Source organism: Streptomyces sp. bgisy027 (assembly GCF_057710365.1).
This window is the reverse complement of record NZ_JBYIVZ010000017.1, coordinates 73256-99116: the sequence shown is the minus strand read 5'-3', so window position 1 is coordinate 99116 and position 25861 is coordinate 73256. Positions and strand designations below refer to the sequence as shown.

Sequence of the window (25861 nt, the reverse complement as noted above, 5' to 3'; positions counted from 1 at the left end):
TCACATGGCTGCGCAGACTGTTGCAAGCACCACCGAATCCACCGTAGACCTCGGCCCCGCCGCGGCGCTCTCCTGCCGCGAGTGCGGTCACCGGGTACCGCTCGGCCCGGTCTTCGCGTGCGAGGAGTGTTTCGGCCCGCTGGAGATCGCCTACGACTTCTCGGCCCACGACGCCGAGGAGCTCCGCAAGCGGATCGAAGCGGGCCCCGCGAACATCTGGCGCTACGCGCCACTGTTGCCCGTCCCGGCCGACGTCGCCGACAAGCCGAACCTCAACCCCGGCTGGACCAAGCTCGTCAAGGCCGACCACCTGGCGAACGAACTCGGCGTCGACGCCGGCAAGCTGTTCGTCAAGGACGACTCCGGCAACCCGACGCACTCCTTCAAGGACCGCGTCGTCGCCCAGGCCCTGGAGGCCGCCCGCGCCTTCGGTTTCACCACGCTCTCCTGCTCCTCCACCGGCAACCTGGCCGGCGCGGTGGGTGCCGCGGCCGCCCGTGCCGGCTTCCGCTCGTGCGTGTTCATCCCGCACGACCTGGAGCAGGGCAAGGTCGTCATGGCCGCGATCTACGGCGGCGAGCTCGTCGGCATCGAGGGCAACTACGACGACGTGAACCGTTTCTGCTCCGAGCTGATCGGCGACCCGGCCGGCGAGGGCTGGGGCTTCGTCAACGTCAACCTGCGGCCCTACTACGCCGAGGGCTCCAAGACCCTGGCGTACGAGATCTGCGAGCAGCTCGGCTGGCGGCTCCCGGACCAGTTGGTCGTCCCGATCGCGTCCGGCTCGCAGCTCACGAAGATCGACAAGGGGCTCCAGGAGCTGATCAGGCTCGGGCTCGTCGAGGACAAGCCGTACAAGATCTTCGGTGCGCAGGCCGAGGGCTGCTCGCCGGTGTCGACCGCGTTCAAGGCCGGCCACGACGTGGTCCGTCCGCAGAAGCCGAACACCATCGCCAAGTCGCTGGCCATCGGCAACCCGGCCGACGGGCCGTACGTCCTCGACATCGCGCGCCGCACCGGCGGGTTCGTGGAGGATGTGACGGACGAGCAGGTCGTCGAGGCGATCAAGATCCTCGCCCGGACCGAGGGCATCTTCGCGGAGACCGCCGGCGGTGTGACCGTGGGCGTGACGAAGAAGCTGATCGAGAACGGCGTCCTCGACCCCACCAGGACCACCGTCGTGCTGAACACCGGCGACGGCCTCAAGACGCTGGACGCGGTGGCCGGCACGGGGCTCACTGCGACAATCCGCCCCAACCTGGACTCGTTCCGCGAGGCCGGCCTCGCCTAGTCGTTTTTCGTCCGCGGGCCGGTGGGGGCTGGTCGCGCCCACGCGGCGGCAGCCGCAGATCGAACACGGCCCCGCGCCCCTGGGCCCGTACACCTGACCGGAGGTTTCATCGTGAGCGTCAACGTCCGCATCCCGACCATCCTGCGCACCTACACCGGCGGGCAGGCCGAGGTCGCCGCCGAAGGTGCCACCCTCGGCGAGGTCATCGCCGACCTGGAGAAGAACCACACCGGGATCGCCGCCCGGGTGCTCGACGACCAGGGCAAGCTGCGCCGGTTCGTCAACGTCTACGTCAACGACGACGACGTGCGTTTCGAGCAGGGCCTGGAGACGGCGACCCCGGACGGTGCGGGCGTTTCCATCATCCCGGCCGTCGCCGGCGGCTGACCGAATGACCGATCATTACCATCGGTAACCCAGGTTACTGAGAGTTCATCGAATTGCCTCCTCCGTGAGAGAAGCGGAGGGGGCAATTCTGTGTGGTTGAGCGAGGTACAGTTGGGGAACGTGCCGCCGGTCTCCGAGTCGGTTGCCTTGAATTTCTGCCGTAAGCCCGACAAGAAGTAGCCAAAGTGTGCGGGGTTTTTGCGGCTTTTGTTCCGTATGCCGGGTCCGACTTGACCTGAAGTCAGCGGAATTGTCCCCACATTCCCGACCGGGCGTGCCCGGATTTCTCGTCCGATTGACCTGTTGCAGACGGCAGTTGGGCAGATACATTCAGCCGCGGTCGACGCGTTCCGGCGCACGCCCCCGACCGATGGGGGGTGAGGTCTGACCCGGATCCGCGAAGTGTGGATCTGTGCAAGGGCCAGTAATAGGGGAGTTAGGCATGGCTCAGGGCACCGTCAAGTGGTTCAACGCGGAGAAGGGGTACGGCTTCATCGCGGTCGACGGTGGTGCGGATGTTTTCGTCCACTACAGCGCGATCCAGATGGACGGGTACCGCACCCTGGAAGAGGGCCAGCGGGTCGATTTCGAGATCTCGCAGGGTCAGAAGGGGCCGCAGGCGGACATGGTCCGACTGGCGACCGGCTGAAGCACGCGTCGACTAACAGCAGCGACGTACTTCTTCGAAGGGCCCGCACCTCCCGGGGTGCGGGCCCTTCGTCGCGTTCGCGCCCCGTTCGCGCCCTGTTCGCCCCGGCGGAGCGCCCCGCCCGATCCCCGGGAGCCGCTTGCGCCCGCCCGTCACCCGACCACCGCCCCTCAACGAGCGCCCGCTTCGCGAGCGCGCCTTGCACTCTCCTGGGTCGAGTGCTAATCATTGCGTTAGCACTCTGAAGGTGAGAGTGACAAAGAAGGACCGGGTCGGTGAGGCCCGCAGGCCAGGTGGGGCAAGGAACCACGAGGCATGTGAGCCGTCCGTCGCGGGCGCGGGCGCGGTCCGAAGGAATCACCCCCAGTCCTGGAGGGACCACTTCACATGGCCAAGATCATCGCGTTCGACGAGGAGGCGCGGCGCGGCCTCGAGCGCGGCATGAACCAGCTCGCGGACGCCGTGAAGGTGACGCTCGGCCCCAAGGGCCGCAACGTCGTCCTCGAGAAGAAGTGGGGCGCCCCCACGATCACCAACGATGGTGTCTCCATCGCCAAGGAGATCGAGCTCGAGGACCCGTACGAGAAGATCGGCGCCGAGCTGGTCAAGGAAGTCGCCAAGAAGACGGACGACGTCGCCGGTGACGGTACGACCACCGCGACCGTTCTCGCCCAGGCCCTGGTCAAGGAGGGTCTGCGCAACGTAGCCGCCGGCGCCAACCCGATGGCCCTCAAGCGCGGTATCGAGCGTGCCGTCGAGGCCGTCTCCGCCGCCCTGCTGGAGCAGGCCAAGGACGTCGAGACCAAGGAGCAGATCGCCTCCACGGCCTCCATCTCCGCCGCCGACACCCAGATCGGCGAGCTCATCGCCGAGGCGATGGACAAGGTCGGCAAGGAAGGCGTCATCACCGTCGAGGAGTCCCAGACCTTCGGTCTGGAGCTGGAGCTCACCGAGGGTATGCGCTTCGACAAGGGCTACATCTCGGCGTACTTCGCCACCGACATGGAGCGGATGGAGGCGTCGCTCGACGACCCGTACATCCTGATCGCCAACTCCAAGATCGGCTCCGTCAAGGACCTGCTCCCGCTCCTGGAGAAGGTCATGCAGTCGGGCAAGCCGCTGCTGATCATCGCCGAGGACGTTGAGGGCGAGGCCCTGTCGACCCTGGTCGTCAACAAGATCCGCGGCACCTTCAAGTCCGTCGCCGTCAAGGCCCCGGGCTTCGGTGACCGCCGCAAGGCGATGCTGAACGACATCGCCATCCTCACCGGCGGCGAGGTCATCTCCGAGGAGGTCGGTCTCAAGCTGGAGAACACCTCCCTGGACCTCCTGGGCAAGGCCCGCAAGGTCGTCATCACCAAGGACGAGACCACCATCGTCGACGGTGCCGGCTCCTCCGAGCAGGTCGCCGGCCGCGTGAACCAGATCCGCGCCGAGATCGAGAACAGCGACTCGGACTACGACCGCGAGAAGCTCCAGGAGCGTCTGGCGAAGCTCGCGGGCGGCGTGGCCGTCATCAAGGCCGGTGCCGCGACCGAGGTGGAGCTCAAGGAGCGCAAGCACCGCATCGAGGACGCCGTGCGCAACGCCAAGGCGGCCGTCGAGGAGGGCATCGTCGCCGGTGGTGGCGTGGCCCTGCTGCAGGCCTCCGGTGTCTTCGAGAAGCTGGAGCTGGAGGGTGACGAGGCGACCGGCGCTGCCGCGGTCAAGCTCGCGCTCGAGGCCCCGCTGAAGCAGATCGCCGTCAACGCCGGCCTTGAGGGCGGCGTCGTGGTGGAGAAGGTCCGCAACCTCACCCCGGGTCACGGCCTGAACGCCGCGACCGGTGAGTACGTCGACCTGGTCGCCGAGGGCATCATCGACCCGGCGAAGGTGACGCGTTCCGCGCTGCAGAACGCCGCGTCGATCGCCGCGCTGTTCCTCACCACCGAGGCCGTCATCGCCGACAAGCCGGAGAAGGCCGCCGCGCCCGCCGGTGGCGGCATGCCGGGCGGTGACATGGACTTCTGATCGGCCTCGGGGGCGCTGACCTCCGGTTGATCAACGTCCTTCCCGAGGGCGGCGCCTCTTGTTGCGACATTCGCGACAGGGGGTGCCGCCCTCGGTGCGTTTGACGGGTGCGGGCCGGTGGGGGCTGGTCGCGCAGTTCCCCGCGCCCCTGAAGAAGGGGCGTCCGCCGCGCGCCCCTCAGGGGTGCGTGGGAACTGCGCGACCAGCCCCCACGCACCTGCGGTCGCCCGTGAAACCGATCCCCCTCCTCGGGAATGCGCAGTCTCACACCCATCGTTGCTTAATGAGGTGCAACAATGCGTGTGCACATACTGACCGGTATAAGAAGACCCCTATCCCCTGGAGCCCCCACGTGACCGTCACCCAGCCCGCCGCCTCCCGTGCGGCGCAGATCCTCGCCCGGCCGACCGCGATCAACGGCCTCACCGTTCCCAACCGCATCGTGATGGCGCCGATGACGCGGATGTTCTCGCCGGGCGGTGTGCCGGGTGCGGATGTGGAGTCGTACTACTCGCGTCGGGCCGCCGCCGGTGTGGGGCTGATCGTGACCGAGGGGACGTACGTCGGGCACGAGTCGGCCGGGCAGAGCGACCGGGTGCCGCGGTTCCACGGCGAGGAGCAGCTCGCCGGCTGGGCGAAGGTCGCCGACGCGGTGCACGCCGCGGGCGGCACCATCGTGCCGCAGCTGTGGCACATCGGCATGGTGCGCGAGCAGGGCCAGCCGCCGTACGCCGAGGCGCCCGCGGTCGGGCCGTCCGGGCTGCGGATCGGCGCCGACGTGGCCACCGGCAAGGCGATGACCCGGCGCGACCTGGACGACGTGATCGGTGCCTTCGCCGAGGCCGCCGCGGACGCCGAGCGCATCGGCTTCGACGGCGTGGAGATCCACGGCGCCCACGGCTACCTCGTCGACCAGTTCCTGTGGGAGGGCACCAACCGCCGCACGGACGCCTACGGCGGTGACCCGGTCGCCCGTGCCGCCTTCGGAGCGGAGATCGTGGCCGCCGTACGCGAGCGCGTCTCCCCGGACTTCCCCGTCATCTTCCGCTACTCGCAGTGGAAGCAGGAGGCCTACGACGCCCGCCTCGCCGAGACCCCCGAGCAGCTGGAGGCCATCCTGGCCCCGCTCGCCGCGGCCGGTGTCGACGCCTTCCACGCCTCCACCCGCCGCTACTGGATCCCGGAGTTCGACGGCTCCGACCTCAACCTCGCGGGCTGGACCAAGAAGCTGACCGGCAAGCCCACCATCACCGTCGGCTCGGTCGGCCTGGACGGCGAGTTCCTGGGCGCCTTCGCCGGCCAGGGCTCCGGGGTCAAGGGCATCGACGACCTCCTGGACCGTCTGGAGTCCGAGGAGTTCGACTTCGTCGCCGTCGGCCGGGCGCTGCTCCAGGACCCCGAGTGGGCGGCGAAGGTGCTGGAGGGCCGCTTCGGGGACCTGGCGCCGTACGACGCGGCGTCGCTGAAGACCCTGAGCTGAGCCCCGACTCGCGGCAACCGTCGGAGAGATGAGGATCCTTCATCTCTCCGACACCCATGTGGAGAAGACCGACGCCCCCAACAAGTACGGCGTCAACGCCACCGACTCGCTGCGGCTGATGCTCGCCGAGCTGAGGCACCTGCGGGCCGTCGACGCGATCGTCGTCACGGGGGGCATCGCGGACGACGGCGCCGTGGAGGCGTAGGCGGCGACCTGACGACGGCACCCGGCACGGACCGCGTGGTGCGCGGCGCGTCGGCGTCCCTGGTGGAGCTGGACGGCCCGTCCGGCCCCCTCTTCCACACCCTCCACGCCCGTGATCCCCGGGCGCACGAGACGGTGTACGAGCTGGACGAGGGGCAGGTGCGGGCGCTGGTCGAACGGGAGGGCTGAGCGGGTTCCGCCCTTGGCCCGGGTCCCGCCTCCGTCCGGGCAGGGGGCGTGACCTGGGTCGCTTGAGTAAGTCAATCAACTGACTTAAGGTTGCCCAGGTCAATCAGTCAGGTCGATCAGGCACCCTTCCTGCTCGTACGCCCTCGGAGGCCCCGCCATGTCCCACGCCCCTGCTCCTCCCGCCGAGGCGGGGGCCGGAGCCCCGCCGCGGTCGAACGCCGTGGTGGCGGTGCTGGCCTTCGCCGGAATCGTCGTCTCGCTGATGCAGACGCTGGTCATCCCGATCGTCCCGGAGCTGCCCGAGCTGCTGGACGCCCCGGCCTCCGACACCGCCTGGGCGGTCACGGCGACCCTGCTCGCCGCCGCCGTCGCCACCCCCGTGATGGGCCGGCTCGGCGACATGTACGGCAAGCGGCGGATGCTGCTGGTCAGCGTCGTCCTGCTGGTGGCCGGCTCCGTCGTCTGCGGTCTGAGCGACGCCCTGGTCCCGATGATCGTCGGCCGGGCGCTCCAGGGCCTGGCCTCCGGGGTGATCCCGCTCGGCATCAGCATCATGCGCGACGAACTCCCCGCCGAGCGCCTCGGCTCCGCCACCGCCCTGATGAGCGCCTCCCTCGGCATCGGCGGCGCGCTCGGCCTGCCAGCCGCCGCGCTCATCGCGGACAACTTCGACTGGCACGTCCTGTTCTGGACGTCGGCCGGCCTGGGTGTCGTGGCCCTCGGATGCGTGCTGCTCTTCGTCCCCGAGTCGCAGGTGCGCACCGGCGGGCGCTTCGACCTGGTCGGCGGCACAGGCATGGCCCTCGGGCTGGTGTGTCTGCTGCTCGGCATCTCCAAGGGTGCCGACTGGGGCTGGACCAGCGGCACCACCCTCGGTCTGTTCGTGGCGGCCGTGCTGATCCTGCTCGCCTGGGGCCGGTGGGAGCTGCGCACCGAACAGCCGCTGGTCGACCTCCGTACGACGGCCCGCCGGCAGGTGCTGGTCACCAACCTGGCCTCGATCGCGGTGGGCTTCGCGATGTTCGCGATGAGCCTCGTCCTGCCGCAGCTCCTCCAGCTCCCCGCCCGGACCGGCTACGGCCTCGGCAGGTCGATGCTGGTCGCGGGCCTGTGCCTGGCGCCGTCCGGCCTGGTCATGATGGCCACGGCCCCGGTGTCGGCGGCCATCTCCCGGGCCAAGGGCCCCAAGGTCACACTGATGACCGGTGTCCTGATCGTGGCCGCGGGCTACAGCCTCAACATCGTCCTGATGTCCCAGGTCTGGCACTTCATCCTGGTCGCCTGCGTCATCGGCGCGGGCATCGGCTTCGCCTACGGCTCCATGCCGGCCCTGATCATGGGCGCGGTGCCCGCGTCGGAGACGGCCGCCGCGAACAGCCTCAACACGCTGATGCGCTCCCTCGGTACGTCCACCGCGAGCGCCGTCGCGGGCGTGATCCTCGCCCAGATGACGACGGACCTCGGCGGCTACGCCCTCCCGTCCGAGAACGCCTTCAAGGTGGTCCTCGCGGTGGGCGCCGGCGCGGCACTGCTGGCCTTCGTCGTGGCGTCCTTCATCCCGCGCCAGGGGTCGGCCGCCGCCGGGGGGCTCGTGGCGCAGCCGGCGTCGGAGCCGGCGCGGGCCACGGCCGAGTAGCTCCTACAGATTGCCCAGCGGCTCGATGTCGACCTTCACCGGGGTGCCCCACACCCGCAGCACCTCGTAGTCGGTGAACTCGTGCACGAGCCGGTAGGCCATCGCGGGACGCGGGCCGCGACGCTGGGCGGCGAGGTACAGCTCGGCCTCCCGGCGGTCACGGCGCGGCGTCCCGCACAGCTGCCACTCCTGCCCGTTCCACAGCTCCGGCAGCCACCGCTGCTGAGGCTGCGGGCGGTCACCGCGGACGCCGTAGCGGGACGGCACCGGGTGCTCGGGCGCCTGCGGGGCCGCCGGGCCCGAGCCGCCGTACTCGGAGCGGCGGGCCGACCTGCGCCGGGTCTCGCACAACAGGCACAGGTCCGGGGCCGCGGGGTCCACCGGGCCGCCCGGGTGCTCCGTGCACCGGGTCGTCCGGGCGGCCGTCGAGACGCTCTCGTCCAGCAGATCGATGGCGCGGCGCAGATCCGCCTTGACCTCGTGCAGCCGGGCGTCCGGCGTGTCGGCGGTCAGGGCCTCGCCGTGCTCGCCGAGGAGGCGGAGGGCTCGGCCCAGTGCCGTCAGTTGGGCGTGGTTCATGCAACCCAGTGTGCAGTCCCACGCCCGTACGCCGTCCCTCAGCCCATGCTCTTCGCCCCGTCCAGGGACTCCCGGATGATGTCGGCGTGGCCGGCGTGCTGCGCCGTCTCGGCGATGATGTGCAGCAGCACCCTGCGGGCCGACCAGCGGGCCCCGGGCTCGAACCACGAGGCCTCCGGCAGCGGGTGGGAGGCGTTGAGGTCGGGAAGGTCCGCGACCAGCTTGTCGGTCAGCGCGGCCACTTCCTCGTACGCCGCCAGGACCCCCTCCAGAGTGTCGCCGGGCAGCATCCGGAAGTCGTCGGCCCGCTTCGCGAAGTCGGCCTCGGTCATGTCCTTGAAGTCGGGCATGGCCGACGTGCCCCGCTCGATGAATTCCGCCCAGCGCCGCTCCGTCGACGTGACGTGCTTGATCAGGCCGCCGAGACACAGCTCACTGGCCGTGGTCCGCTGCCCCGCCTGCTCGTCGGTGAGGTCCCGGGTGGTGAACCGCAGGAAGTGCCGGTGCTTGGCCAGCGTCTCCAGGAGGTCGGAGCGCTCGTCGGTGACGGTGTTGTTCGAGGTCTCGTTCATGAGCCCTACGGTAGGAACCGATTAGGTCAGATTCTGACCGCATTGACGAAGGCCGCCCAAACGGACGCGGGAAATATGAGCGCCGGGCCGTGGGGGGTCTTGGAGTCGCGGACGGGGACGAGGTCGGGGATGTCGTGGGTGACTTCGAGGCAGTTCCCGCCATCGCCGCCGCTGTAGCTGGACCTGTGCCAGGTGGCCGCGTCCAGGTCGTACTCAGGGATGCTCCTCATGGGCGTAATCCTGCGCCATTGCCTCGATGAGGGCCAGGGACTTCTGCGGCGAGAGCGCGCAGGCCGAGAGGAGGTCGTAGGTGCGGCGCTGGTACCTGACGGTGGCCGGGTCGTCCTCCAGCCGCCCGGTGCCGACACCCTCGAAGTAGGCCAGTGGGGGCGCGTCTTCAAAGTCCATCAGCTTGATGGCGCCCTGCATGGCCGCGTGTGCCTCTGCCTCGAACGGCAGCACTTGCACGATGATTCGGCCGCGGTGAGCGAGGTCGATGATGTGGCGGAGGGCTTCCGCCATGACACCCCGCCCACCCGTGGGCCTTCGTAGCGCGGCTTCGTCAAGGACCACCCACAACAAGGGTTCTGTTGGGTCGTCGAGGATGCCGGCCCGTTCCATCCGGGCTGTCACGAGCTTCTCGATCTTCTCGGCCGGTGCCGTCGGCTGGTGTGCACGGCACACTGCCCGTGTGTAGGCGGGGGTCTGGAGCAGTCCAGGGACGAGCAGGGGCGCGTACTCCCGGATTTCCGTGGCCGTCGCCTCCGCCTCCGCGGCCTCCGCGAAGTGCTCCGGATACTTCGACTTCGACGCGACCCTGAAGTTCCGCTGGAAGAAGTCCCCCGTACCCAGCGCCTCATCCAACAAGCGTGCCTGTTCTGGCTGAATTCGCCGCGTACCGGCCTCCAGCTGCCCGACGAACGAGCCGCTGGCGAACAGCAGTAGGCCCAGCCTCTCCTGGCTGAGGCCCGCCTTCTCGCGGGCATGCCGCAGCTCCGCGCCCAGCAGCGCGCGCGGCGATGAGGATGGATCCAGGTCCTTGGGTCCAGGCACGGCAACTCCCGGCCGCACAGCACAGATTGTTGGGGCGCTCCCTCTGGTCAGGTTAGAGGCGAGGTCGGCACGCTGTGTTGTGAATGGCGAACTCTGCGTAGAGAGGTGGTTGAGGCGTGCGGTCGACCTCTGCGGGGTCGCCCCGCGCCGGCCCCCGCGGCAGCGCCCCGCACCGGCCCCCGCGAGGACGCCCCGCGCCGGCCCCCGCGACAGCTCTACCAGGACGCCTTGCGCACCCCCGGCAGATACCCGGCGTGCGCCTGCTCCCGCAGGTTCACCCGGGAGAGTCCGAAGGTGCGGAGGTAGCCGCGCGGGCGCCCGTCCACCTGGTCGCGGTTGCGTACGCGCGTGGCGCTGGCGTCCCTCGGCTGGCGCCCCAACTCGCGCTGCGCGGCGAGCCGTTCGGCGTCCGTGGACGAGGGCCTGCGGATGATCTCCTTCAGTTCGGCGCGCCGCTCGGCGTACCGCGCGACGACCTCCTGGCGCCGGCGGTTCTTCGCGATCTTGCTCTTCTTGGCCATCAGACCTTCACTCCCCGGGCGCGGATCCGTGCGACGGCCGCCTCGACACCGATGGCGTCGACCGTCCTGATCCCCTTGGTGCTCAGCCGCAGCCGTACGTGCCGGCCCTCGCTCGGCAGCCAGTAGCGCTTGCTCTGGATGTTGGGGTCGAAGCGGCGGGAGGTCCGCCGGTGCGAGTGGGAAATCGTGTTGCCGAAGCCGGGCCGTGCGCCGGTCAGCATGCAGTGGGCGGACATGAGTGACGGACCTCTCCTCGTCGATTACTGGTAATGGGATTCGTTTTCAGTAAGATAGCAGCATGGCACGCAACGAACTCCGTCCGGTCGTCAGGCTCCGGTCCACGGCCGGCACCGGCTTCACCTATGTGACCCGCAAGAACCGCCGCAACGACCCCGACCGCATGACCCTGCGCAAGTACGACCCGGTCGCCGGCCGGCACGTCGACTTCCGAGAGGAGCGCTGAGGCACGCCATGCGCAACGCGATCCACCCGGCCTACGGTCCCGTCGTCTTCCGCGACCGTGCCGCGAACCACGCCTTCCTCACCCGCTCGACGATGACCAGCGAGAAGACGATCGAGTGGGAGGACGGCAACACCTACCCCGTGGTCGACGTCGAGATCTCGAACGTCAGCCACCCCTTCTACACGGGCACCGCCCGTGTCCTGGACACCGCCGGCCGCGTCGAGCGCTTCGAGCGCCGGTACGGGAAGCAGGGCTGACGCGGTGTCCGAGCTCTCCGTCGTGATCGTCGGCAGCGTCGACGTCCCCGGCAGCGTCGTGCTCCACCACGACCTGGCCACGGCAGCCGCCGGCACCGTCGTACGGACGATCCGCGACGCCACCGGACTCCTGGGCACCGGCGAGGCCCCCCTCGTCAACGACTGCGCCTGCTGCGCCCTGCGCGAGGACCTGGTGCCGGAGCTGCTGAGGATCCGGGACGCCGGCGGCACCCGTATGGCCGTCGTCGAACTGTGGGACTCGGTCGAGCCGAAGGCCATGGCCGAGGTGGTCACGGCGGGCGGGCTCACGGTGACCGGGGTGATCACCGCGGTCGACCCGGCGCTGGTGCTGCCGTACCTGGGCAACGGCGACGACCTGGCCGAGCGCGGCCTGGCCGCCGCCGCGACCGATCAGCGCACCGTCGCCGACACCTTCGCGCGTCAGCTGGAGTACGCCCCCGTCCTCGCCGTCGCCGACTCCGTGGAGGCCGACGACGAGGACCGTGAACTGCTCGCCCAGCTCCACCCGACGGCCCGCCGGGTCCCGATCGGCCACGGTGACCCGGCGGGCGCACCCGCCGACGGCCTGACGGTGCCGGCCCCGCGCCGCCGTCCGCTCACCCCCCTCGCGCAGGCGGCGCTGGCCGGCTTCGACGTCGAGTCGGCCGCGGCCGCCCAGCACCCGGCGTGCGCCCTGCTCCCCGCCGAGGCCGACGCGCACGGCGTCGCCACCCTCGTCTGGCACCGCCGCCGCCCCTTCCACCCGGAGCGGCTCTACGAGGCGCTGGAGGACATCACCTGCGCGGCGGCCCGCAGCAGGGGCCGCTTCTGGCTCGCCGACAAGCCCGACGTGCTGCTGCACTGGGACGCGGCGGGCGGCGCCCTGTGCGTGGAGAGCGCGGGCCCCTGGCTCGCCTCGCTCCCCGACGCGGCCTGGGACATGGTCCCGCCGGTGCGCCGGGCCGCCGCCTCGCTGGACTGGCACCCCGAGCACGGCGACTGCTGCCAGCACCTGGTCTTCACCTCGCCCGGCCTGGACCGCGACGGCCTCGAACGGCTGCTGGAGTCCTGCCTGCTCACCGACGCCGAGTACACCGCCGGGCGCGACGCCTGGAAGCGGCTCCCGCCCGCCTTCGACACCCTCCTGGAGGTCTGACCCCCCATGCCCCGCAAGCCCGAGCGCAGTCCCGCCAAGAAGCCCAACCCGCTGGACCAGGCGGGCATCACCTCCATCGACTACAAGGACACCGACCTGCTGCGCCGCTTCATCTCCGACCGCGGCAAGATCCGCAGCCGCCGGGTCACCCGCGTCACGGTCCGGCAGCAGCGCCGGCTGGCGCAGGCCATCAAGAACGCGCGGGAGATGGCACTGCTGCCGTACTCGTCCCGGTAGGCGTCTCTCGCGATCCCCTCGCGACCCTATAGGTAGGAGATCCCCTACGTTTGACGCGTAGGGAATCCCCTACCTATGGTCGTTCCCATGAATATCACTCACGCCTCCTTCGTCACGCTCCCCGTCGCCGACCAGGACCGCGCCCGGCGCTTCTACACGGAGGTCCTCGGCTTCGAGGTCGCCGCCGATCTGGACATGCCGCAGGGGAGGTGGCTCCAGGTCGCGCCCAAGGGTGCGCAGACCGTCTTCACGCTCTCCGGTCCGGGCATGGGCGGTTTCGAGCCCGGCACGACCCGGGGGATCATGTTGGTCACGACCGACGTCGACGCGGACTGCGCGAGGCTCGCGCGGGCGGGGGTCTCCGTGCAGGGGCCGGACGATCTGCCCTGGGGGCGGATGGCCGGGTTCCAGGACCCCGACGGCAACGGTCTAATGCTGTTGACGGAGGCCGCTCAGTAACGGGAAGGGCAGGGCATGACCGCGACCGGGGCCCGGGAGGCCGCAGAGGACCGCGTCTTCGCCGCGCTCGCCAACGGCACGCGCCGGGAGGTGCTGCGGCTGCTGCGCGACGGCGGGCCCCAGCCGGTCCAGGTCCTGGCCGACCACTTCGACATGCGCCGCCCCAGCCTCTCGGAGCATCTGAAGGTGCTCCGGGACGCCGGCCTCGTCTCCGAACAGCGCTCCGGCCGGCAGCGCATCTACCGCCTGGAGGCGGCCCCGCTCGCCGAGGTGCAGGACTGGCTCCATCCGTACGAGCGGTTCTGGCGCGACCGTATGAAGGGCCTCGGCGAACTGCTCGACCGCATGCCCGACGATGAGCCGGCATGAGTGACGAACCGGACCCCCGCCTCGGCCCCGAGCCGGACGGCGACCTGACCGTCGTCCGCGTGGACCAGTCCTTTCCGCATCCGCCGGCCAAGGTCTGGCGCGCCCTGACCGAGCCCGAGCTGCTCGTGCAGTGGCAGATGCAGGGCGTCGAGGGTTTCCGGCTGGAGGTCGGGCACAGGTACACGATGACCTCGGTCCCGCGGCCCGGCACGAACTTCTCCGGAACCATCGAGGTGGAGGTCCTGGCGTACCGGGCCGAGCGGATGCTGAGCCTCCGCCGGAGCGACCCTTCTCCGGCCAACTCCGCCAATTGGACGGTTACTTGGAGTTTGGAACAAGAAGGACGCGGAACGCGTCTCTTCCTAGTGCACGAGGGATTCGATCCGGACGACCCGGCTCAGCTCATGGCGAGGAAGATCATGGGCGGCGGCTGGCGGACGCATGTGATGCGATCCCTGGGGCATGCGCTGGAACGCATGTGAGCCCGCGTACGTCACAGGAGTAACCACAGGAACACCCCGCGTGCACGTGCATCTGCTCATGCAGTTGCACGTGAACAGAGCTATGATCCGGAAGCAGTTGACTTCCGCACCACTGCACCACCTCTTGCCTCAATGGCCTCGAGCCACCGCACCACCGGGGAGCGACCTGTGGACCACGACGTGTACAACGACGTGTACAACGGCATGGCAGCCACGGAGCTGAACGGGGTCGCCTGGCAGAAGAGCCGGCACAGCAACTCGCAGGGTTCCTGCGTGGAGTTCGCGCGGCTGCCGGGCGGTGACGTGGCGGTGCGCAACTCGCGCTTCCCGGACGGCCCGGCGCTCGTCTACACCCGCGCCGAGATCGAGGCCATGCTCCTCGGCGTCAAGGACGGCGAGTTCGACCACCTGGTCGTGGGCTGACCCAACCGGGTGCGCAACCCAGGGCAATCGGCGCGTTCCGCTCTGTAACGCGCGTAGAACCGCGGTGCCATCGAGCACCGCGGTTCATGAGTCCGCCGAGCCGGCTGCTGCGGTCTGGCCCGGTTGCAGCCGGAACAGCGCCCAGACCACCTTGCCGCTGAGCGTCCCCGCCAGCGGCTGCCACCCCCAGCTGTCACTGAAGGAGTCGACGAGGAAGAGACCGCGCCCGGATTCCGCCGAGAAGTCGTCGGAGTCGCGTGCCACCGGGCTGTCGTGGCTGGGATCGCGCACCGCGCACACCAGTCGCTCGGTCCACCGCATCAGATGCAGCCGCACGGGCGGCGTCTGCTCCGGCAGTCGTTGCGCACCGGCCGGCAGCGCGTGCCGCAGCGCGTTGGTCACCAGTTCCGAGACCACGAGGCAGACGTCGTCGAAGCGGTGGTCCAGTTCCCACTGGTCCAGCGTGCGCCGGGTGAACTTGCGTGCCTCACGGACCGCTTCGTAGCGGGCGGGCAGTGCGCAGGAGGCGGCGTTGGAGACGGCTGCGGGGTCCAGTGGCGGAAGGCCCTGCCGTAACGGCTCGAGCATGGTCGATCCATTCGTCCCCATGCGAGGCACTCCCGGGAGTTCGCGGTCGTTGCGATGCAGCGGTTGCGCGGGACCATGGTTTCTGATGCGCAGAGCAGATGCAAGGGCAGATGCACGTGCACGTGACCGAATTGGACGCTCCCGTACCGCTTGTTGGCCATTTTTTCCGCCAACTTCGCTTCCTCTCCTTGCGTTCCGCTGACTCCTTCCTGGGTGAAATCCTTGTCTTCTTTCCGTCTCTGTAATCGGACGAGTACTGCTCGAAGTGATTTAGTGGCAGACTGCGGGCCCTGAAGACGGTTGGGGAGGGTGGCGAACGTGAGCGCGGGAGAGCCCGGATCGGTGGTGCGGCGCATGCTGCTCGGCTCGCAACTGAGGCGACTGCGGGAGGCGCGTGGGATCACCCGCGAAGCGGCGGGGTACTCGATCCGTGCGTCCGAGTCGAAGATCAGCCGCATGGAGTTGGGTCGGGTGAGCTTCAAGACACGGGACGTCGAGGACCTGCTGACGCTGTACGGCATCACGGACGAGCAGGAGCGCGCCTCACTCCTCTCCCTCGCCCGCGAGGCCAACGTGGCCGGCTGGTGGCACAGTTACTCGGACGTTCTGCCCAGCTGGTTCCCCACATACGTCGGCCTGGAGGGCGCCGCAAGTCTCATTCGCGCCTATGAGGTGCAGTTCGTGCACGGCCTGCTCCAGACCGAGGCGTACGCGCGCGCGGTCGTCAGGCGCGGCATGAAGGGCGCGAGCGCGGCCGACGTGGAGAAGCGCGTGGCGCTGCGCCTGGAGCGGCAGAAGTACCTCGTCTCCGAGAACGCCCCCGAGTTCCACATCGTCCTGGACGAGGCCGCCCTGCGCCGTCCCTACGGCGACCGCGAGGTGATGCGCGGCCAGCTCCAGCACCTGATCGAGATCTCCCAGCGGCCCAACGTACGGCTCCAGATCATGCCGTTCAGCCTCGGCGGCCACTCCGGCGAGTCCGGCGCCTTCACGATCCTCAGCTTCCCCGAGTCCGACCTGTCGGACGTCGTCTACCTGGAGCAGCTCACCTCCGCGCTCTACCTCGACAAGCACGAGGACGTCGCCCAGTACGAGACGGCGCTCAAGGAGCTCCAGCAGGACAGCCCGGGTCCGGACGAGAGCCGGGATCTTCTCCGGGGTCTCCTTCAACTCTCTTGAATCACAAGTACGATGACGTGTGATCAGACCGTGAAGACGAGCGCGATGGCGGCCGTGCCGATCGCGGGTCTGCTAGGGATTGAGGGATCACATGTCGTCCTACTTCACCGACCTTGCTCAGCAGTACATCGACGGTGAGTGGCGCCCGGGTACAGGCTCCTGGGACATCATCGACTTCAACCCCTACGACGGCGAGAAGCTCGCGTCGATCACCATAGCCACGGTCGACGAGGTGGACGACGCCTACAAGGCCGCCGCCCGCGCCCAGAAGCAGTGGGCCACGACCAATCCCTATGCCCGCCGTGCCGTGTTCGAGAAGGCGCTGCGCCTGATAGAGGACCGCGAGCAGGAGATCACCGAGGCGATCATCGCCGAGCTCGGCGGCACCCGATTGAAGGCGGCGTTCGAACTCCACCTCGCCAAGGAGTTCCTGCGCGAGGCCATCCATCTGGCGCTGCGCCCCGAGGGCAGGATCCTGCCCTCCCCGGTGGACGGCAAGGAGAACCGCGTCTACCGCGTCCCGGTCGGCGTCGTGGGTGTGATCAGCCCCTTCAACTTCCCCTTCCTCCTCTCCCTGAAGTCGGTCGCCCCGGCGCTCGCGCTCGGCAACGGCGTGGTGCTCAAGCCCCACCAGAACACCCCGATCTGCGGTGGCTCCCTGGTCGCGAAGATCTTCGAGGACGCGGGGCTCCCGGCCGGCCTGCTGAACGTCGTCATCACGGACATCGCCGAGATCGGCGACGCCTTCATCGAGCACCCGGTCCCGAAGGTCATCTCCTTCACCGGCTCCGACAAGGTCGGCCGCCACGTCGCCACCGTCTGCGCCTCGCACTTCAAGCGCTCGGTCCTCGAACTCGGCGGCAACAGCGCGATCGTGGTCCTCGACGACGCCGACATCGACTACGCCGTCGACGCGGCCGTCTTCAGCCGGTACGTCCACCAGGGCCAGGTCTGCATGGCCGCGAACCGCGTCCTCGTGGACCGCTCGGTCGCGGACGGGTTCACCGAGAAGTTCGTCGCCAAGGTGAGGTCGCTCAAGGCCGGTGACCCCCGCGACCCCGAGACCGTCATCGGCCCGGTCATCAACTCCTCCCAGGCGGACGCCATCTCGGGTGCCGTCGAGCAGGCGATCGCGGAGGGCGCCACGGCGCTGGTGCACGGCACGACCACCGACAACCTCGTGCGGCCGTCGGTGCTGACCGACCTCCCGGCCGACTCGCCCCTGCTGAAGCAGGAGGTCTTCGGCCCGGTCGCCTTCCTCCTCACCTTCGACGGCGAGGAGGAGGCCGTAACCCTCGTCAACGACAGCCCGTACGGCCTGAGCGGCGCCGTCCACACCGGTGACGTCGAGCGCGGTGTGGCCTTCGCCAAGCAGATCGACACGGGCATGTTCCACGTGAACGACGGCACCGTGCACGACGAGCCGATCGTCCCCTTCGGCGGCGAGAAGCACTCCGGACTCGGCCGCCTCAACGGCGAGACGATGCTGGACGCCTTCACCACGACCAAGTGGATCTCCGTCCAGCACGGCCGCAGCGGCTTCCCGTTCTGAGCGTCCCGAGCCCCGTCCCGAGCCCCGTCCCGAGGCGCACCCGCTCCGTGTCGAGCGGTGCGCCTCGCGGGGCTGACCTCGGCGCCCGCCCCTCACGGTCCTAACCTGGAGCGCATGTCAGCGATCCGTCTTCTCGTGCTCGGCGCGGTGCGCCAGCACGGGCGTGCCCACGGCTACCAGGTGCGCAACGACCTGGAGTACTGGGGCGCGCACGAGTGGTCCAACGCCAAGCCCGGCTCGATCTATCACGCCCTGAAGCAGATGGCGAAGCAGGGACTGCTGCACGCCCACGAGGTCGCGCCGTCCACGGCCGGCGGGCCGCCGCGCACGGAGTACGAGATCACCGACCGGGGCGTCGAGGAGTACCTCGGCCTGGTCCGCGAGGCGCTGACCTCCTACGACCAGAAGATGGACGTCAAGTCGGCGGCCATCGGGTTCATGGTCGACCTGCCGCGCGGCGAGACGGTCGCCCTGCTCAAGGAGCGCATCCGGCGCATCGAGGAGTGGCGCTGCGCCGTCACCGAGCACTACGTGCCCGAGGCCGGTCCCGGCCAGCTCGGCCACATCGGCGAGATCATGAACCTCTGGATCCACACCGCCGACGCCGAGGCCGAGTGGACCCAGGGGCTCATCGGGCGGATCGAGGGCGGCGCGTACACGTTCGCCGGGGAGGGCGAGCCCTTCGTCGGGATTCTCGCCGATGACGAGGACAACCCGTACGCGACGGGGGAGCGGCACCCCGGGGACGACCGCTAATCAAGTTTGACTAATTGATAACGGGGTATTAGCTTCGAGCTGGTAGTCAAGTTTGACTAGCGAAGGGGTTCTCAGTGGCCGACACGGCGATCATCGTCGAAGGGGCACGCAAGAGGTACGGCGGCAAAGCCGGCCGGAACGCACTGGACGGGCTCGACCTCACCGTCGCTGCCGGCACCGTGCACGGAGTGCTCGGCCCGAACGGCGCGGGCAAGACCACCCTGGTCCGCATCCTGTCCACCCTGCTGCGGCCGGACAGCGGCCGCGTCGAGGTGGCCGGGCACGACGTGGTCCGCCAGGCGTACGAGGTGCGCCTGCGCATCGGCCTTCTCGGCCAGCACGCGGCCCTGGACGAGGAACTGGACGGCCGGCAGAACCTGGAGATGTTCGGCCGCCTGCACCACCTCGGCGCTCGCCACGCGCGCGTGCGCGCCGGCGAGCTCCTGGGGCGCTTCGGTCTGGCCGACACCGGCCGCAAGCCGGTCAAGCAGTACAGCGGCGGCATGCGGCGCCGGCTGGACCTGGCCGCCTCGCTCATCGGCAACCGGCACGGCACCGACCCGCAGGTGCTGTTCCTGGACGAACCCACCACCGGACTCGACCCGCGCGGCCGCGCCGAGGTCTGGTCCGCCGTCCGCTCCCTGGTCGGCGGCGGCACCACGGTCCTGCTCACCACCCAGTACCTTCAGGAGGCCGACCAGCTCGCCGACCGCATATCGGTCGTCGACGCCGGCCGGGTCACCGCCGACGGCACGGCGGACGAACTCAAGGCGCTCACCGGCGGCGACCGCATCGACGTCGTCCTGCGCGACGCCGGGCAACTGGGCGCCGCCGTGGCCCTGTTGCCCGTACCGAAGGACACCGTCTCCGTGGACGCCGACCGCCGGCTGCTCAGCGCCCGGGTCACCGACCGGATGGCGGCGCTCTCCGGCGTCGTACGGGCTCTGGAGGCGGCCGGGATCGAGGCCGAGGACGTGGCACTGCGGCGCCCCACGCTGGACGAGGTGTTCCTGCACCTCACCAGGGACGACAACCGAGTGAAGGAGCCCGCATGAACACGAGCGCCTACGCCCTGGCCGACTCCTGGACCATGACCCGCCGCGAGCTCGCCCACTGGGCGCGCCAGCCCGTGCAGGTCGTCGTCGCCCTGGTCTTCCCCGTGATGCTGCTGCTGATGTTCGGCTACCTCATCGGCGGCGGACGCGGTGTCGAGGGCTCCTACATCGACTACCTCCTGCCCGGCATGCTCGCGCTCACCATGGCCTTCGGCCTGGAGGGCACGATGATCGCGGTCACCCAGGACCTCAACAAGGGCGTGATCGACCGCTTCCGGTCCATGCCGATGGCCAACGGGGCCGTCCTGGTGGGCCGTTCGGTCGCCGACATGCTCCAGTCGGCGCTGGCCCTGCTGGCCCTCATGGGCGTCGGGTTCGCGCTCGGCTGGCGGGCGGACGGCGGCCCGGGGGCCTTCCTGGGCGCCGTGGGACTGCTCCTGCTGTTCCGCTTCGCCATGCTGTGGATCGGCATCCACCTGGCCCTGGTGGCCGGCAAGCCGGAACTGGTGCAGGCCGTGCAGATCCTGGTCTGGCCGATCGGCTTCCTGTCCAACGCCCTCGCCCTGCCCGGGTCCATGCCCGGCTGGCTGGGCACCGTCGTCGAGTGGAACCCGATGTCCCACACGGCGACGGCCGCACGCGACCTGTTCCGCGGCACCGGCACCGAGCACGTCTGGCCCGCCGTCGTCTGGCCGCTGCTGCTCCTCGCGGTGTTCTTCCCGCTGGCGGTACGGCGGTTCGCGCGCCTGAGCCGCTGACGGTCCGCCCGTGAATCGCTAGTGGTGGAACCCGGTGGCCGCGCCCTTGTCATGGGTGGTGGGGTGCGGCTGCCGGCGCAGCTCCGGCAGGCACCGGCTCAGGTCCTCCACGAACAGCTCGGCGAGATCGGTGGAGAAGCCGTTGCGGCAGACCACCCGCAGCACCGACAGGTCCTCGCGGTTCGGCGGGAACGTGTACGCCGGAACCAGCCAGCCCGCCTCGCGCATCCGTCGCGAGAGGTCGAAGACGTCGTACGCCTTGACGTCCGGGGCCGTCGTGAAGGCGAACACGGGCAGCTGGTCGCCCCTGGTCAGCAGCCGGAAGTCGCCGAGCTTCCCGACGGCCTCGGCGACCTGCCCGGCCACCTCCCGCGCGGCCTGCTGCACGGCCCGGTACCCCTCCCGCCCCAGCCGCAGGAACGAGTAGTACTGAGCCACGACCTGTGCACCCGGCCGGGAGAAGTTGAGCGCGAACGTCGGCATGTCGCCGCCCAGATAGTTGACCCGGAACACCAGCTCCTCGGGCAGCGCCTCCTTGTCCCGCCACAGGGCCCAGCCGACGCCCGGGTAGACCAGGCCGTACTTGTGCCCCGAGGTGTTGATCGAGGCGACCCTCGGCAGGCGGAAGTCCCACTCCAGATCCTCGTCGAGGAACGGCGCCACCATCGCCCCGGACGCCCCGTCGACATGCACCGGGACATCGAGGCCGGTGCGCTCCTGAAGGGCGTCGAGCGCGGCGCACAGGTCCGCGACCGGCTCGTAGGAACCGTCGAAGGTCGAGCCCAGGATCCCGACGACGCCGATGGTGTTCTCGTCGCACAGCTCGGCCGCCGCCTGCGGATCGAGGTGGAACCGCTCGCCCTCCATCGGGACCAGCCGGGGCTCCACCTCCCAGAAGTTGCAGAACTTGTCCCAGCAGACCTGGACGTTGACGCCCATGACCAGGTTGGGGCGCGCACCCGGGTAGCGGTCGGCGTTGCGCCGTATCCAGCGCCGCTTCAGCGCCATCCCGGCGAGCATGCACGCCTCGCTGGAGCCGGTGGTGGAGCAGCCCACGGCCGACGACGGGTCGGGCGCGTTCCACAGATCGGCGAGCATCGACACACAGCGCCGCTCCAGCTCGGCGGTGCGCGGGTACTCGTCCTTGTCGATCATGTTCTTGTCGCGGCACTCGGCCATCAGCGCGCTCGCCTGCGGCTCCATCCACGTCGTGACGAACGTGGCGAGATTGAGCCGTGAGTTGCCGTCGAGCATCAGCTCGTCGTGCACCAGCTGATACGCCGACGAGGGTGCCATGGGGGCGTCCGGCAGCCGATGCCTGGGGGGAGCCTCGGTCATTCCGCCGACCGGGTTCGCCTCGCCGAAGAAGGGGTTGACGGACAGCCTGCGCGGGCCGTCCCCGTCCGAGGCTTCGGTGTTCCCACGATGCAGTGGCATGTAATCGACGGTAGTTCCGCGCTGCCCGGCTTGCACCTCACGCCGCGTGAGGCCCCAGTGTGGAGCGCGAACCGAGAAGGGAGCGGAAGTGAGCTACTCCGTGGGACAGGTCGCGGGCTTCGCCGGCGTCACGGTGCGCACCCTGCACCACTACGACGACATCGGCCTGCTCGTACCCGGCGAACGCAGCCACGCGGGCCACCGGCGCTACAACGACGCCGACCTCGACCGGCTTCAGCAGATCCTGTTCTACCGAGAGCTCGGCTTCCCGCTCGAAGAGGTCGCCGCCCTGCTCGACGACCCGGCCGCGGACCCGCGCGAACACCTGCGCCGGCAGCACGAGCTGCTGACCGCCCGGATCGAGAAGCTGCGCAAGATGGCGGAGGCCGTGGAGCACGCCATGGAGGCACGCACGATGGGAATCAATCTGACGCCGGAAGAGCGCTTCGAGGTCTTCGGCGACAAGGACCCGGAGCAGTACGCCGAGGAGGCGGAACGGCGCTGGGGCGGCACGGAGTCGTACGCCGAGTCACAGCGCCGCGCCGCGAGCTACACCAAGGAGGACTGGAAACGGCTGCAGGCGGAGGCGAACGAGTGGAGCGAGCGCTACGTCGCCCTGATGGCCGCCGGCGAACCGCCCACCGGCGAGGGCGCCATGGACCTGGCCGAGGAACACCGCCGGCACATCAGCGGCTGGTACTACGAGTGCGGCTACGAGATGCACCAGTGCCTCGCCGAGATGTACGTCGCCGACGAACGCTTCAAGGCGTTCTACGACACCATGCGTCCCGGCCTCGCCGAGCACCTGCGGGCCGCGATCCTCGCGAACGCGGCCCGGCACTCCTCCTGACGTCCTGGCCCGGGTCTCTACTCCCGGGCCAGGACCACCGCGGTCCCGTAGGCGCACACCTCGGTGCCCACGTCGGCCGCCTCGGCCACGTCGAAGCGGAACGCCAGCACACCGTTGGCGCCACGCGCGCGTGCCTGCTCGACGAGCCGCTCCATGGCCTGGTTACGGGTCTCCACGAGTGTCTTGGTGAGCCCCTTGAGCTCACCTCCGACCAGCGACTTCAGCCCGGCGCCGATCTGGCTGCCGACGTGCCGGGAGCGCACGGTCAGTCCGAAGACCTCACCGATGACCTCCGTGACGCGGTGGCCGGGAATGTCGTTCGTGGTCACCACCAGAACGTCAGGGCGGGGCCCCTGCCCGCCGCCGTACTCTTCGATGCCCATGGCTCACAGCTTTGTCCCAGCGGGCGCACAGTGCATCCTGAACGGGTCCATGGAACCTGGGCGACCGGCGCAGCGTTGATATTTTTGACCCGCCAGTCACAGCCCGCCCGCCCCTTCCCCGCAGGAGCCACAATCCCGTGACCACGCTTGCGCTCGGCCCCGAGTGGCTCAGCCCGGACTATCTGATCGAGACCTTCAGCCTCCCCGGCATCCTGCTGATCGTCTTCGCCGAGTCCGGTCTCTTCGCGTTCCTGCCCGGGGACTCCCTGCTGTTCACAGCGGGCCTGTTCGTGGCCGAGGGGAACTACATCAGCCAGCCGCTGTGGCTGGTCTGCACGCTCATCGTCCTGGCAGCCGTCATCGGCGACCAGGTCGGCTACACGATCGGCAAGTTCTTCGGCCCGAAGCTCTTCAGCCGGCCCAACTCCAAGCTCTTCAAACAGGAGAACCTGGAGAAGGCCCACGAGTTCATGGAGAAGTACGGACCCAAGGCGATCGTGCTGGCCCGCTTCGTACCGATCGTGCGCACCTTCGCCCCCATCGTGGCGGGCGCCGGCCGCATGAGATACGCCACGTTCCTCACGTACAACGTCATCGGCGGTATCGCCTGGGGCACCGGCGTCACGCTCGCGGGCTACTGGCTCGGCCAGATCACGTTCATCAAGACGAACGTCGAGGCGATCCTCATCCTGATCGTCTTCGTCTCGGTGGTCCCGATCATCATCGAGTTCCTGCGCGAGCGCGCCAAGAAGAAGCGCGCCGCGGCCGAGGGTCCCGCCGCCGTGCAGCCTCAGCAGCAGCACCAGCAGATGGACGACGCGACGACCCAGCTGCGCCGCATCCCCTCCGACGGCCGGCCCCAGCAGCCCTACGGCAACCTGGACCAGCCGTACGGCAACCAGGACCAGTCGTACGGAAACCAGGACCAGCAGCACTACGGCAACCAGGGCGGCGGGCAGTACGGCCACGACGAGCGGTACTACGGCAACCAGCCCCAGCAGCCGTACGCCCAGCAGTACCCCCAGGGTTACGGCCGGCAGCAGCCCTACGGCGGACAGCAGAACCAGCAGTACCCGCCGGACCAGGGTTACTGAGACACCACCGCGACCGAGCTGCCAGGCGCTCAGAACCCTCGGGTGCGCTTGGCGGCTCGTCGCTTCTCCGGGGACCCGATCCGCAGGAACAGCCGCGAGATCTCGGACCCCAGATTGACCCCGATGGCGATGGCCATGGCGAGCGAGGCGGCCGTGGCCAGCGACACCAGCCCCTTGTCGACGTTGTTCTGCGCGATCGACAACAGCCCGAAGTACGTCGCGGAACCCGGCAGCAGGGGGCCGATCGCCGCGGTGGTGTACGGCAGCGCCGACGCGAACCGGTAGCGGGCCATCAGCTGCCCGAACAACCCCACCAGCCCCGCGGCGACGGCTGTCGCGGCAACCGGCGAGAACCCGCCGGCGTAGTGCATGGCGCCGTACACGACCCAGGCGACACCGCCGTTGAGGGTCACCGCGAGCACGGTGGATCGTTCCTGCTGAAGCAGCACCGCGAAGGTCAGCGACAGCAGCATCGACGCGGCGATCTGCCAGTACGGCCGCGGGGAGATGTTCAGCGCAGCGTCCGGGTCCAGCTTGGCGCCCAGGTTCACCCCGAAGTACAGGATCACCAGCACGCCGACCACGATGCCGACGAAGAAGTACATGACCTCCAGCAGGCGCGCGGACGCGGTGATGTAGAAGCCGGTCAGGCCGTCCTGCACACCCGCGACCAGGGCCCGCCCGGGCAGCAGCGCGAACAGCCCACCGGTGATGACCGCGGACGCCTTCACGTCGACGTGCGTCAGCGTCAGCGCGACCCCTATCGCCGCCGGCGGCATCGCCGCCACCGTGAACTGGTAGAACTCCGGCAGCCCGCGCCCCGCGCACAGCCACGCCAGCCGGTCGCCGAGCATCGCCCCGACGGCGGCCGCGACGAACACGAGCAGACCGCCGCCGACCAGCACCGAGGCCGCCCCGGCGAGCAGCCCGCTCGCCGCGGTCAGCACCCAGGTCGGATACGGGTGCCGGTTGCGGCGGATCTCCGCGAGCCGCCCGTAGGCCTCCTCCAGGGAGATGTGGCTCTCCGGATCACTGAGGTCGTCGACGAGCCGGTACACGGCCGCCAGACGCGTGTAGTCCGTGCCGCGCCGCCGCACCGTGCGCGACGCCGACACCGGATCGTCCACCAGCGACGGCTGGTACGAGATCGACAGCAGCGTGAAGGTGACGTTCGGCTCGCAGCGGTCCAGCCCGTAGGACCGGCACACCGCGAACATCGCGGCCTCCACGTCCTCCGCGCCCTCACCGCCCGCCAGCAGCAGCTCACCGATACGCAGGGTCAGGTCGAGCACGCGCGGGACGGCCGGACCCTCCTCCTCCGCCTTCGGCATCCGCTCCGGCGCGGGCCGCTCGGCCACCGGCATGCGCAGCATCGTGCGCATCCGGTCCTGCCAGGGCAGGTCCTTCGTCAGGCTTATCCGCGGGATGCCGGTGGCGGGCGTGAACGCCGGCGAGGCGTCCTCGATGCTGTACCTGCCCGGGGTGGTGAACGCCGAGCCCTCCGGTTCCGAGGACGGCGACTGCAGTACCTCCAGCCCCGTGGGAAGGGCGAACTCGGAGGTGGTCTCCGACTCGCTGTCCGCCACCTCGATACCGGCCGGCGGCGTGAAAGCCATCCTCGCCTCGTCCGACTGCGGTTTGCGGTCCTCCGCTTCCGTCACGTGCGCAGCACTCCTCGTACGACACCTCCTGCCGCCCTCAGTATGCGCACAGACAATTCATCAGAGGGGGTGGCGTGTAGCGCCTCGTTGAGGGGTGGCGGTCGGGTGACGGGCGAACGGGCTGCACGCGC

Annotated in this window: 33 protein-coding genes; 23 read left to right on the top strand and 10 right to left on the bottom strand. The window is 69.7% G+C overall.

The window, feature by feature from the left end:
- Positions 1-4: 4 nt before the first annotated feature.
- The 8 genes from thrC (at position 5) to AC3ETA_RS19305 (ending at position 7846) form a co-directional block, all read left to right on the top strand.
- Positions 5-1291 (top strand): threonine synthase, encoded by a 1287-nt coding sequence (thrC, locus tag AC3ETA_RS19340; RefSeq protein ID WP_432194145.1) that lies wholly within the window; start codon positions 5-7, stop codon positions 1289-1291.
- Between the two features lie 111 nt (positions 1292-1402).
- Positions 1403-1678 (top strand): ubiquitin-like small modifier protein 1, encoded by a 276-nt coding sequence (locus AC3ETA_RS19335; RefSeq protein WP_128432056.1) that lies wholly within the window; start codon positions 1403-1405, stop codon positions 1676-1678.
- 442 nt (positions 1679-2120) lie between these two features.
- Positions 2121-2327 (top strand): cold-shock protein, encoded by a 207-nt coding sequence (locus AC3ETA_RS19330; RefSeq protein ID WP_007493268.1) that lies wholly within the window; start codon positions 2121-2123, stop codon positions 2325-2327.
- Positions 2328-2714: 387 nt separating this feature from the next.
- Complete coding sequence (gene groL / locus AC3ETA_RS19325) at positions 2715-4337, top strand: chaperonin GroEL (RefSeq protein WP_030949077.1); 1623 nt, start codon at positions 2715-2717, stop codon at positions 4335-4337.
- A gap of 352 nt (positions 4338-4689) precedes the next feature.
- Positions 4690-5817, top strand: coding sequence for an NADH:flavin oxidoreductase (locus AC3ETA_RS19320; protein ID WP_432194144.1), 1128 nt, complete (start codon positions 4690-4692; stop codon positions 5815-5817).
- A 28-nt stretch (positions 5818-5845) separates the two neighbouring features.
- Positions 5846-6022 (top strand): metallophosphoesterase, encoded by a 177-nt coding sequence (locus AC3ETA_RS19315; protein WP_432194143.1) that lies wholly within the window; start codon positions 5846-5848, stop codon positions 6020-6022.
- Positions 6023-6060: 38 nt separating this feature from the next.
- The gene (locus AC3ETA_RS19310) at positions 6061-6210 is read left to right on the top strand and encodes a hypothetical protein (RefSeq protein ID WP_432194142.1); all 150 of its coding nucleotides are present in this window, start codon (positions 6061-6063) and stop codon (positions 6208-6210) included.
- A gap of 157 nt (positions 6211-6367) precedes the next feature.
- Complete coding sequence (locus tag AC3ETA_RS19305) at positions 6368-7846, top strand: MFS transporter (protein ID WP_432194141.1); 1479 nt, start codon at positions 6368-6370, stop codon at positions 7844-7846.
- Positions 7847-7849: 3 nt separating this feature from the next.
- On the opposite strand, the gene AC3ETA_RS19300 is transcribed toward AC3ETA_RS19305, so the two are convergent.
- From AC3ETA_RS19300 to rpmB, 6 genes are all read right to left on the bottom strand, one after another.
- Positions 7850-8425 (bottom strand): hypothetical protein, encoded by a 576-nt coding sequence (locus tag AC3ETA_RS19300; RefSeq protein WP_432194140.1) that lies wholly within the window; start codon positions 8423-8425, stop codon positions 7850-7852.
- 38 nt (positions 8426-8463) lie between these two features.
- The gene (locus AC3ETA_RS19295) at positions 8464-8997 is read right to left on the bottom strand and encodes a DinB family protein (protein ID WP_432194139.1); all 534 of its coding nucleotides are present in this window, start codon (positions 8995-8997) and stop codon (positions 8464-8466) included.
- A 26-nt stretch (positions 8998-9023) separates the two neighbouring features.
- Positions 9024-9227, bottom strand: a complete 204-nt coding sequence (locus AC3ETA_RS19290) for a DUF397 domain-containing protein (protein WP_432194138.1) — start codon at positions 9225-9227, stop codon at positions 9024-9026.
- Complete coding sequence (locus tag AC3ETA_RS19285) at positions 9211-10050, bottom strand: helix-turn-helix domain-containing protein (RefSeq protein WP_432194137.1); 840 nt, start codon at positions 10048-10050, stop codon at positions 9211-9213. Before AC3ETA_RS19285 ends, AC3ETA_RS19290 begins: the two co-directional genes overlap by 17 nt.
- Positions 10051-10265: 215 nt before the next feature.
- A complete protein-coding gene (rpsN, locus tag AC3ETA_RS19280) occupies positions 10266-10571 on the bottom strand; it encodes a 30S ribosomal protein S14 (protein ID WP_125526809.1) in 306 nt (101 codons plus the stop codon).
- Positions 10571-10807, bottom strand: a complete 237-nt coding sequence (gene rpmB, locus AC3ETA_RS19275) for a 50S ribosomal protein L28 (RefSeq protein WP_432194136.1) — start codon at positions 10805-10807, stop codon at positions 10571-10573. Before rpmB ends, rpsN begins: the two co-directional genes overlap by 1 nt.
- A 62-nt stretch (positions 10808-10869) precedes the next feature.
- On the opposite strand from rpmB, the gene rpmG reads away from it, so the two are divergent.
- The 8 genes from rpmG (at position 10870) to AC3ETA_RS19235 (ending at position 14417) form a co-directional block, all read left to right on the top strand.
- Positions 10870-11034 carry a 50S ribosomal protein L33 gene (gene rpmG / locus AC3ETA_RS19270; protein WP_007383717.1) on the top strand — a complete coding sequence of 55 codons (165 nt, stop codon included), beginning with the start codon at positions 10870-10872 and terminating at the stop codon, positions 11032-11034.
- 8 nt (positions 11035-11042) lie between these two features.
- On the top strand, positions 11043-11291 hold the full coding sequence (locus AC3ETA_RS19265; RefSeq protein ID WP_030944086.1) for a type B 50S ribosomal protein L31: 249 nt from the start codon (positions 11043-11045) through the stop codon (positions 11289-11291).
- 4 nt (positions 11292-11295) lie between these two features.
- Positions 11296-12447 (top strand): CobW family GTP-binding protein, encoded by a 1152-nt coding sequence (locus AC3ETA_RS19260; protein ID WP_432194135.1) that lies wholly within the window; start codon positions 11296-11298, stop codon positions 12445-12447.
- A gap of 6 nt (positions 12448-12453) precedes the next feature.
- Positions 12454-12684, top strand: a complete 231-nt coding sequence (rpsR, locus tag AC3ETA_RS19255; RefSeq protein ID WP_432194134.1) for a 30S ribosomal protein S18 — start codon at positions 12454-12456, stop codon at positions 12682-12684.
- An 87-nt stretch (positions 12685-12771) separates the two neighbouring features.
- Complete coding sequence (locus AC3ETA_RS19250; protein ID WP_432194133.1) at positions 12772-13143, top strand: VOC family protein; 372 nt, start codon at positions 12772-12774, stop codon at positions 13141-13143.
- Between the two features lie 15 nt (positions 13144-13158).
- On the top strand, positions 13159-13512 hold the full coding sequence (locus AC3ETA_RS19245; RefSeq protein WP_030944077.1) for an ArsR/SmtB family transcription factor: 354 nt from the start codon (positions 13159-13161) through the stop codon (positions 13510-13512).
- Positions 13509-13994 carry an SRPBCC family protein gene (locus AC3ETA_RS19240; protein ID WP_432194132.1) on the top strand — a complete coding sequence of 162 codons (486 nt, stop codon included), beginning with the start codon at positions 13509-13511 and terminating at the stop codon, positions 13992-13994. The genes AC3ETA_RS19245 and AC3ETA_RS19240 overlap by 4 nt, the downstream gene beginning before the upstream one ends.
- A 168-nt stretch (positions 13995-14162) precedes the next feature.
- Positions 14163-14417, top strand: a complete 255-nt coding sequence (locus tag AC3ETA_RS19235) for a DUF397 domain-containing protein (RefSeq protein WP_030944073.1) — start codon at positions 14163-14165, stop codon at positions 14415-14417.
- Positions 14418-14501: 84 nt separating this feature from the next.
- Here AC3ETA_RS19235 and AC3ETA_RS19230 read toward each other — a convergent pair whose 3' ends face one another.
- Positions 14502-15005: an ATP-binding protein gene (locus AC3ETA_RS19230; protein ID WP_403080032.1), complete on the bottom strand. Its 504-nt coding sequence runs from the start codon at positions 15003-15005 to the stop codon at positions 14502-14504.
- Positions 15006-15359: 354 nt separating this feature from the next.
- On the opposite strand from AC3ETA_RS19230, the gene AC3ETA_RS19225 reads away from it, so the two are divergent.
- The 5 genes from AC3ETA_RS19225 to AC3ETA_RS19205 all read left to right on the top strand — a co-directional run bounded on the left by AC3ETA_RS19225 (position 15360) and on the right by AC3ETA_RS19205 (position 20305).
- Positions 15360-16184 (top strand): helix-turn-helix domain-containing protein, encoded by an 825-nt coding sequence (locus AC3ETA_RS19225; protein WP_269641221.1) that lies wholly within the window; start codon positions 15360-15362, stop codon positions 16182-16184.
- Between the two features lie 91 nt (positions 16185-16275).
- The gene (locus AC3ETA_RS19220; RefSeq protein ID WP_432194131.1) at positions 16276-17736 is read left to right on the top strand and encodes an aldehyde dehydrogenase family protein; all 1461 of its coding nucleotides are present in this window, start codon (positions 16276-16278) and stop codon (positions 17734-17736) included.
- A 114-nt stretch (positions 17737-17850) separates the two neighbouring features.
- Positions 17851-18492: a PadR family transcriptional regulator gene (locus AC3ETA_RS19215; RefSeq protein ID WP_432194130.1), complete on the top strand. Its 642-nt coding sequence runs from the start codon at positions 17851-17853 to the stop codon at positions 18490-18492.
- A gap of 74 nt (positions 18493-18566) precedes the next feature.
- Entirely contained in the window at positions 18567-19547 is a 981-nt protein-coding gene (locus tag AC3ETA_RS19210) for an ATP-binding cassette domain-containing protein (protein ID WP_432194129.1), read from the top strand.
- Positions 19544-20305 (top strand): ABC transporter permease, encoded by a 762-nt coding sequence (locus AC3ETA_RS19205; RefSeq protein WP_432194128.1) that lies wholly within the window; start codon positions 19544-19546, stop codon positions 20303-20305. The genes AC3ETA_RS19210 and AC3ETA_RS19205 overlap by 4 nt, the downstream gene beginning before the upstream one ends.
- Before the next feature lie 18 nt (positions 20306-20323).
- On the opposite strand, the gene gad is transcribed toward AC3ETA_RS19205, so the two are convergent.
- Entirely contained in the window at positions 20324-21742 is a 1419-nt protein-coding gene (gad, locus tag AC3ETA_RS19200; RefSeq protein WP_432194127.1) for a glutamate decarboxylase, read from the bottom strand.
- Between the two features lie 88 nt (positions 21743-21830).
- Here gad and AC3ETA_RS19195 point away from each other — a divergent pair, with 88 nt between their 5' ends.
- The gene (locus AC3ETA_RS19195; protein WP_432194126.1) at positions 21831-22592 is read left to right on the top strand and encodes a MerR family transcriptional regulator; all 762 of its coding nucleotides are present in this window, start codon (positions 21831-21833) and stop codon (positions 22590-22592) included.
- A 17-nt stretch (positions 22593-22609) separates the two neighbouring features.
- Here the strand turns inward: AC3ETA_RS19195 and AC3ETA_RS19190 are convergent, their stop codons facing one another.
- Positions 22610-22975, bottom strand: a complete 366-nt coding sequence (locus AC3ETA_RS19190) for a YbjQ family protein (protein ID WP_432194125.1) — start codon at positions 22973-22975, stop codon at positions 22610-22612.
- Positions 22976-23112: 137 nt separating this feature from the next.
- Here AC3ETA_RS19190 and AC3ETA_RS19185 point away from each other — a divergent pair, with 137 nt between their 5' ends.
- Positions 23113-24069 (top strand): DedA family protein, encoded by a 957-nt coding sequence (locus tag AC3ETA_RS19185; RefSeq protein ID WP_432194124.1) that lies wholly within the window; start codon positions 23113-23115, stop codon positions 24067-24069.
- A gap of 29 nt (positions 24070-24098) precedes the next feature.
- Here AC3ETA_RS19185 and AC3ETA_RS19180 read toward each other — a convergent pair whose 3' ends face one another.
- Complete coding sequence (locus AC3ETA_RS19180) at positions 24099-25730, bottom strand: threonine/serine exporter family protein (RefSeq protein WP_432194123.1); 1632 nt, start codon at positions 25728-25730, stop codon at positions 24099-24101.
- Between the last annotated feature and the right edge of the window lie 131 nt (positions 25731-25861).

Excerpts from the sequence above, each read along its gene's own strand:
- AC3ETA_RS19300 (WP_432194140.1), bottom strand. The coding sequence starts at position 8,425 with ATGAACCACGCCCAACTGACGGCACTGGGCCGAGCCCTCCGCCTCCTC.
- AC3ETA_RS19240 (WP_432194132.1), top strand. The coding sequence starts at position 13,509 with ATGAGTGACGAACCGGACCCCCGCCTCGGCCCCGAGCCGGACGGCGAC.
- AC3ETA_RS19205 (WP_432194128.1), top strand. The coding sequence starts at position 19,544 with ATGAACACGAGCGCCTACGCCCTGGCCGACTCCTGGACCATGACCCGC.
- rpsN (WP_125526809.1), bottom strand. The coding sequence starts at position 10,571 with ATGGCCAAGAAGAGCAAGATCGCGAAGAACCGCCGGCGCCAGGAGGTC.
- AC3ETA_RS19330 (WP_007493268.1), top strand. The coding sequence starts at position 2,121 with ATGGCTCAGGGCACCGTCAAGTGGTTCAACGCGGAGAAGGGGTACGGC.
- AC3ETA_RS19225 (WP_269641221.1), top strand. The coding sequence starts at position 15,360 with ATGCTGCTCGGCTCGCAACTGAGGCGACTGCGGGAGGCGCGTGGGATC.
- AC3ETA_RS19290 (WP_432194138.1), bottom strand. The coding sequence starts at position 9,227 with ATGAGGAGCATCCCTGAGTACGACCTGGACGCGGCCACCTGGCACAGG.
- rpmB (WP_432194136.1), bottom strand. The coding sequence starts at position 10,807 with ATGTCCGCCCACTGCATGCTGACCGGCGCACGGCCCGGCTTCGGCAAC.
- AC3ETA_RS19250 (WP_432194133.1), top strand. The coding sequence starts at position 12,772 with ATGAATATCACTCACGCCTCCTTCGTCACGCTCCCCGTCGCCGACCAG.
- gad (WP_432194127.1), bottom strand. The coding sequence starts at position 21,742 with ATGCCACTGCATCGTGGGAACACCGAAGCCTCGGACGGGGACGGCCCG.
- AC3ETA_RS19315 (WP_432194143.1), top strand. The coding sequence starts at position 5,846 with ATGAGGATCCTTCATCTCTCCGACACCCATGTGGAGAAGACCGACGCC.
- groL (WP_030949077.1), top strand. The coding sequence starts at position 2,715 with ATGGCCAAGATCATCGCGTTCGACGAGGAGGCGCGGCGCGGCCTCGAG.
- AC3ETA_RS19230 (WP_403080032.1), bottom strand. The coding sequence starts at position 15,005 with ATGCTCGAGCCGTTACGGCAGGGCCTTCCGCCACTGGACCCCGCAGCC.
- AC3ETA_RS19265 (WP_030944086.1), top strand. The coding sequence starts at position 11,043 with ATGCGCAACGCGATCCACCCGGCCTACGGTCCCGTCGTCTTCCGCGAC.
- AC3ETA_RS19190 (WP_432194125.1), bottom strand. The coding sequence starts at position 22,975 with ATGGGCATCGAAGAGTACGGCGGCGGGCAGGGGCCCCGCCCTGACGTT.
- rpsR (WP_432194134.1), top strand. The coding sequence starts at position 12,454 with ATGCCCCGCAAGCCCGAGCGCAGTCCCGCCAAGAAGCCCAACCCGCTG.
- AC3ETA_RS19220 (WP_432194131.1), top strand. The coding sequence starts at position 16,276 with ATGTCGTCCTACTTCACCGACCTTGCTCAGCAGTACATCGACGGTGAG.
- AC3ETA_RS19245 (WP_030944077.1), top strand. The coding sequence starts at position 13,159 with ATGACCGCGACCGGGGCCCGGGAGGCCGCAGAGGACCGCGTCTTCGCC.
- rpmG (WP_007383717.1), top strand. The coding sequence starts at position 10,870 with ATGGCACGCAACGAACTCCGTCCGGTCGTCAGGCTCCGGTCCACGGCC.
- thrC (WP_432194145.1), top strand. The coding sequence starts at position 5 with ATGGCTGCGCAGACTGTTGCAAGCACCACCGAATCCACCGTAGACCTC.
- AC3ETA_RS19295 (WP_432194139.1), bottom strand. The coding sequence starts at position 8,997 with ATGAACGAGACCTCGAACAACACCGTCACCGACGAGCGCTCCGACCTC.
- AC3ETA_RS19305 (WP_432194141.1), top strand. The coding sequence starts at position 6,368 with ATGTCCCACGCCCCTGCTCCTCCCGCCGAGGCGGGGGCCGGAGCCCCG.
- AC3ETA_RS19215 (WP_432194130.1), top strand. The coding sequence starts at position 17,851 with ATGTCAGCGATCCGTCTTCTCGTGCTCGGCGCGGTGCGCCAGCACGGG.